We start from the raw sequence: 7,040 nt of genomic DNA, 5'->3' as shown, positions 1-7,040 counted from the left end.
GATAAAAAACAAAGGCAATAGTGACTATGTTGCAATTTAAATGCCGATTAGCTTAGATGTCAAACAACTCAGGCTGATATTTAAAGTATTTAGCTAATTGTTGGATTGCTGCACCTCGCACATTTTCATGATCATCCTGGGTAGCGCGTTCTTTGAGGATGGATTTGGTGTCGGGGTCATCTTTGAAGTTCTGGGCTAGTTCTCGGACTGCTGCACCTCGCACAATTTCATGATCATCCTGGGTAGCGCGTTCTTTGAGCCAGGTTTTGGTATCGGGGTCATCTTTGAAGTTCTTCGCTAAGTCTTCGACTGCTGCACGTCGCACATACTGATGATCATCCTGATTAGCGCGTTCTTTGAGCCAGGTTTTGGTGTCGGGGTCATCTTTGAAGTTCCTCGCTAATTCTTGGACTACTCCACATTGCATAAACGAGTAATCGTCATCATTCTGGGTAGCGCATTCTTTGAGCCAGGTTTTAGTGTCGGGATCATCTTTGAAGTTCCTCGCTAATTCTCGTACTGCTGCACGTCGCACAATTTCATGATCATCCTGGGTAGCACGTTCTTTGAGCCAGGTTTTGGTGTCGGGGTCATCTTTGAAGTTCCTCGCTAATTCTCGGACTGCTTCAAGTCGCACAACTTCATGAGCATCCTGAGTAGCGCGTTCTTTGAGGAAGGTTTTGGTGTCGGGGTCATCTTTGAAGTTCCTCGCTAATTCTTGGACTGCTGCACCTCGCACATACTCATAATCATCCTGGTTAGCGCGTTCTTTGAGAATGGATTTGGTGCCGGGATCATCTTTGAAGTTCCTCGCTAATTGTTGGACTGCTGCACGTCGCACATCTTGATGCTCATCCTGGTTAGCACGTTTTTTGAGAATGGATTTGGTGTCGGGGTCATCTTTGAAGTGATTCGCTAATTCTTGGACTGCTGCACGTCGCACATCTTCGTGGTCATCTTGGGTAGCACGGTCTTTGAGCCAGGATTTGGTGTCGGGGTCATCTTTGAAGTGATTCGCTAATTCTTGGACTGCTGCACGTCGCACATCTTCGTGGTCATCTTGGGTAGCACGGTCTTTGAGCCAGGATTTGGTGTCGAGGTCATCTTTGAAGTGATTCGCTAATTCTTGGACTGCTGCACGTTGCACAACCCAGTTATCATCCTGGGTAGCGTGTTCTTTGAGGAAGGTTTTGGTGTCGAGAGATTCTTCCCAGGTCGTTGCAATTGCTCTGACTGCTTGAGTGCGAATTTCGTGAACTAGCTTAGTTTCTTCTCTATCTCTATATAGCTGGGGGTTGTAATAGTACCAGAGGTCATATTTAGTTAAGTCTTTGAGTTTGTCAAGTAATTTATTAGCCGTTGACGCGATCGCCGACCGATTTCTCACCTCTACAAGACACTTAGCCGCTAAAAAGAGATTAACAAACTTTTCCTCTTCGCCATCTTGCGCCATTAAATAATCAAGAATTTCCCCAACAAATCTTGGCTCAATCATTCCCGCAATTAGCAGCAAGACTTCATGCCAACTTTCATCTTGCCAGTGTTTACCAAAAACTTCATTCTTAAGTTCCTCAATATTCAGAGTTTGCGTTTCTTTAAACTGCCAGACAAACTCCCAAGCACAAAAATATTCTAAAAATGTCCGATGCACAAAAGCATAATAATCTGCACCCAGGAAACATAACATAAAGTTACGAGTCCGCAGTTGATTAATCATCACCCGCGCCGCTTCTCTGGGTTTATCAAATTCTATGGTTTTCAGATAATCAGTCAGAACTTTGACTAAATCATTTTCATTAATCAAATTACCTGCTAACCCTTTCTCACCAGTTTACATAAGATAAGCAACCTGACGCAGCATTGCTTGCTTATCTTTATAATCAATAGTCTTGGGGTCTAACCTCTTATCTTCTGTCAAAGCGCGTTCCACATCCCATTGATGCAGCAACACCCGCGATGCTTGATCGTAAAGTGTAGCTCTATCTCTTGGTAGCTCTTGATTACGATTAAGAATTGCCATCATCGTCAACAGCAGAGGATTTCCCGCCAATTCTGCAATAGATTTGGAAGCTTCAATTCCTCTTTGTAGCCGTTCCCGTTTTCTGATTTTATCTACTGCATCGGTAAAAGTTAACTCATGCCAACGGTAGATAAAATCCTGAATTTGTTCTGAGTCTAAATCTTGTAAGATAAAGTGGCGAAACTCAGCATTAAGCAATCGTTGCGGTTTATAGCCAATAATCCGAGAAGTGACGATTACCTGCACATCAGGATAGTCATTAGTAAAGCGATGAATATCAGTAATTACATCCTCTCGCTTACCAGGATCAAATACCTCATCCAAACCATCAAACATCACCAACGCATTACCAGCTTTTAATTGTTTATCTAATTCAAGCTGATTGAGATGATGAACAGCACCACTACATTGATGAAAAAATTCTAGAAAATTATTGCACTCTTTATCTTCCCGTCGCCGCATATAAGTGCGTAATTCAATTAGCAACGGAATTGGTAAAGATATAACATTATCCAGTGGAGACTCAGCCCAATTCAAAGCCAGAAATTGCAACAATGTAGACTTATCTGAACCAGGATCGCCCAAAATCACAATATATTTATAATCTTGCTTTTTATTGACAACATCTAAAACTGAACGGATCGGCTGTTCAAAATAAACCCGTTTGTGGCGTTCTAATTCTTCTAATTCAACTGCTTCTACTTGGTCGCTTTCTCGCAGCCGTCTAAGATGTTCTTTAGGCAATTCATGAACTTGTGCTAAAACTTGATGAGTTTCCCGGACATTTTGAGCAGTAAAAATCCGCCATAATTTAAGTTCGTTATAGGCATAGCCGCTAGTATCTAAGCTATCTAACTTGAGATTGCCATAGCGTTCGCGGATTCCTTCTTGATATTTAACTAAATTAAAATCTACAATAACACCAGCAATTTCTTTTGTATTTAATTCAATATCAGATAACTTTTGTAATTCAAGGATATGGTGTAATTCTTTTGAATCTAAAAGAAGCTCTTGGACTTGTGTTAAATACTGTTCTCTAATTGATTGCCAGTTAAACTTAGATGGCAGAGGTTTTAATTGCAGCCTGTTCCAACTATCTTCTAGGGTTTTAGCGTCTAGAGATTCACAATTAATATCAAAAGCCTGACCAAGAATTTCTGCAACTGACTTATCGCTGATAAATTTCTGGATGTCTTTGGTGTACTCTTTAATCTCAGCTTCAGGAAGTTTACAACGAACCTTTAACTGCTGCTGCATGAGTTGCAAAAATTCCTTTAACGCTTTACCAGCAGCAATTTCTATATCTTCCTTCTTAAGTTTCTGGAAAATCTTGCCAGGGATGCCTTTTAATAAATCTTTAGCCCAATCTTTAGCAGCATCCTTGGCTAAGTCTTCCAGAATGGGTTTAAAAATCAACCCGGCGGCCTGAGTTACACCCCACATAGCTAACCAGTCCAGCATAATACTCGCTTCTGTTGAGATTTTGATTACGAGTATATCCACTAGCTGGAGTAATGTTTCCAGATTTCAGGGTTATTGCGGAAATATTACAGGTATGTAAGAACCTCTCTCTAAATCTCTCTCCTAAAAGGAGAGAGACTTTGAATTTTCCCCCTTCCCGCGTCGGGAAGGGGGTTAGGGGGTTAGGTTTCGCGTTGGTTTTTCAAATCAATTGCTAACTACGATGTCTACGATGGGCTGCGCCTACGCAATTTTCCCCACAGCACCTTAATCGCTAGTTCTTGCAAGGGATATGTGCAATCAATCCCCACACGAATTTTACCCGCTTCAATCAATTATTTGAAAAAAACAAGTCCTGAGCATTGCCTTTTTGATCGTAAGTAAAACTGTTAAGACTCTCTGCACAATGATTTGAGGCTGGGTAGCGTGGTCATAATGCTGTTGGGTTTGATGACTATTTTAATTTGAAAGTGCGATCGCTCTACCTTTCTTTATAACTCCCGGTTCACCCATTTTTTGATGAATAAAAACAATAGGGGTACATAAAGTTATTTTAAGTATTTTAAAAAACTAGTACCCCTGAGTTACTTTTGTCCAAACTCTCGGTAAAATCTGCTAGTCAACAGTTACGTGTAACATAAATCACTACAATACTATAGGGACGTTGAAAATGGTTGCATTTACTTTAAACCCAAAACGAATGTTTGGAGGCATACTAACCGCATCGCTACTTAGTTTGATGTCCTTAGAGGTTCTTACCACCGCAGCGTTTGGTAAGCCACCAGCTGCGTCTGTTGAAACCAAGCTGAAAGTGCCTAGTAGTATGACCTATGCACCCTTTAATACTAACCGTTACTTGAAAGTGCCACCCAATTTCTCTATTTCTGTTTATGCTCGCATTGAAAAAGCTCGCTTTATGGCAGTTGCTCCTAACGGGGATCTTCTAGTATCACAGCCGAGTACGGGTAAAGTATTAATCGTCCGGCCAAATGGCAGCAAAGACCCAATTATTTCTGACTTCGTGACGGGCCTACGCAGACCACACGACATTGTGTTTCATAAAATTGACAACACCACATATATTTATATCTCTGAGACTCATCAAATTAATCGCTTCATCTACAAGTCTGGAGATAAAATCGCCAAAAATCGCCAAATCGTTGTAACTGGTTTACCAGACAGCAGCACATCGGAACTCAAAGGCTCTTATGGGCACGAACTGAAAAATATCGCCCTTGATGCCAATCACAAACTGTACGTATCGATCGCCTCTACATGCAATGCCTGCAAAGAAGATACTGTCAGTACCCCAAAGCGTGGTGCGATCTACCAATACAACGCTAATGGAACCAATCAGCGGCTTTTTGCCCAAGGTTTACGTAATGCCGAAGGGTTAGCATTCTTACCTGGTACAAAGGATCTTTGGGTAGTCGTTAATAATCGAGACAACATCGCCTATCCGTTCAACGATAGCAGTGGCAATTACGGTAAGATTATCCCCTCTTATGTAGACAACCACCCGCCAGAGGAGTTCACGCGAGTTAGAGATGGCGGTAACTACGGTTGGCCATTCTGCAACCCCAATCCTGACACGGCAACTGGCTTCAACAATATGCCCTTTGACCGCGACTATGAGTTCAATCGTAATGGAAGTGTTAATTGCAATGCAATGGACAGGATTAATAAGGGTATTCAAGCCCATTCGGCTCCCTTGGGACTAACATTCTTACAAAATACCAAGTTTCCCAGCCTGTACTCAAGTGGGGCAGTGGCGGGGCTGCATGGTTCATGGAATCGGCGGAAGAAAACGGGCTACAAAATAGCTTACTTTCCCTGGAACAGTACAACAAAAACTCTAGGGGAAGAGATGGATTTAGTTAACGGTTGGCTAGTTCCAGCAACGCAAGAAGTCTGGGGGCGACCTGTGGATATGGCAGTCGATCAGCAAGGTAATATGTTAATTTCGGATGACTACAGCGGCACCATCTACAAGCTCTCCTACAATCTCTCCTCCAATCTCCCCTCTACACGGTCAGGACAGGTTAAGGTCTACAGAAACGCTAATTTGACTGGAGTTTCCCAATCTTTTCCTACAAGTCCAGGAGTATACAAAGCTAACCAAGGTGACTTAAAGGTTGTAGGGAATGACGCTATTAGCTCATTAAGTGTACCGTCGGGTACAGTGGTACGTGTCTGCCAAAATGAAATTGGTGGTCGATGCCGTGAGTTTAGTGCTGGTAATTATAAATCTGTTGGAGCTGACTTAGATAACCTCATCTCGTTTATAGAGGTTAAGTAGCACCACTCACCGAATTTTAGATTTTAAATTTTGGATTTTGGTGAAGCAGCGCGGTCTTGGGGGTTTCCCCCATGAGCGACTGCTGAACCCGTTCGCGCAGCGTCTCCCCTTGGGAGAAGGGATTGATATATATAGTTTAAAATCCAAAGTTTAAAAGGTCTGAAAGCAAGCGAATTGAAACGCGAGAACAATTTTATTATTCAGAATCAAAAATTGAGTCACCTGTGTTGCTTTTGGCTTATTATCCTGCAATCAACTCGCAACCTTGATCGCAATTTTCCCCACAGCCCGCCCAGTTTCGCTATAACTATGAGCCGTCGCTAGTTCTTGTAAGGGATATGTGCGATCAATCACCACACGAATTTTACCCGCTTCAATCAATTCTTTCAGATAAACCAAGTCCTGAGTATTGGGTTTTTCCAGGATAAATTTCGCTTTTTGACCGGGAAGAAACGCTGTTAATACGCCCTCTAACAAGACTTCCGGGCTAGGTAACGTGGTGATATAAATTCCGTTGGGTTTGAGGACTCTTTTGGTTTGTGAGAGCGATCGCTTACCCACTGCATCAAAGATAATGTCATACTGCGCTGTATCTTGGGTAAAATCCTGTTGCGTATAATCAATCACGCGGTCTGCTCCCAAAGATTTCACCAAATCCAAGTTTTTGGTACTGCTAACTCCCGTCACCACTGCCCCTAAAGCCTTGGCAATTTGCACCGCAAAAGTCCCCACACCACCCGCAGCACCATTAATCAAGACAGTTTGCCCTGTTTGAATATTTCCCTCATTTCGCAGCGCTTGCAGAGCCGTGAGCGCTGCTAAGGGAACAGCCGCAGCTTCTTCATAGTTTAGATTCGTTGGTTTGAGAGCCACCAAATTTTCTGGGACGGCTGCAAATTCGGCATAACCTCCTCCCGGTAAGCAAGTACTGCCATAGATAGCATCTCCTGCTTTAAAACGCGTGACACTAGAGCCAACAGCTACCACATCTCCCGCCACATCAAACCCCAGAATCTTTGGGAAATTGCTGCCAGTAATCAAACTCAACATTCCTTGGCGAATTTTCCAATCAACGGGATTAACGCTACTAGCACGAACTTTCACAAGTAACTGCGTTGGCTCAATTTTCGGCTGCTCCACATCTTCGTACTGCAACACTTCAGCCGCGCCATACCGACGGATAACGACTGCTTTCATCCCATTCCTTCTCCTATTTCGTTATTAATTCAGTGTAGCGATTACACCTATGCAAGGAAGGCA

Annotated in this window: 2 protein-coding genes and 1 pseudogene; 1 reads left to right on the top strand and 2 read right to left on the bottom strand. The window is 42.8% G+C overall.

Annotated elements, in window-relative coordinates; all coding sequences use genetic code 11:
* Nucleotides 1-55 precede the first annotated feature (55 nt).
* Nucleotides 56-3,481 (bottom strand): annotated as a pseudogene (locus VB740_RS23550) (HEAT repeat domain-containing protein); the annotation flags it as partial.
* A 670-nt stretch (nucleotides 3,482-4,151) separates the two neighbouring features.
* Here VB740_RS23550 and VB740_RS23545 point away from each other — a divergent pair.
* Nucleotides 4,152-5,780, top strand: a complete 1,629-nt coding sequence (locus VB740_RS23545) for a sugar dehydrogenase (RefSeq protein ID WP_323202301.1) — start codon at nucleotides 4,152-4,154, stop codon at nucleotides 5,778-5,780.
* A 252-nt stretch (nucleotides 5,781-6,032) separates the two neighbouring features.
* Here the strand turns inward: VB740_RS23545 and VB740_RS23540 are convergent, their stop codons facing one another.
* Nucleotides 6,033-6,977, bottom strand: coding sequence for an NAD(P)-dependent alcohol dehydrogenase (locus tag VB740_RS23540; protein ID WP_323202300.1), 945 nt, complete (start codon nucleotides 6,975-6,977; stop codon nucleotides 6,033-6,035).
* Nucleotides 6,978-7,040 lie beyond the last annotated feature (63 nt).

Source organism: Nostoc sp. UHCC 0251 (assembly GCF_034932245.1).
Lineage (GTDB): Bacteria > Cyanobacteriota > Cyanobacteriia > Cyanobacteriales > Nostocaceae > Nostoc.
The sequence above is the reverse complement of the archived record's forward strand: the minus strand, read 5'-3'. Positions and strand labels throughout refer to the sequence as shown.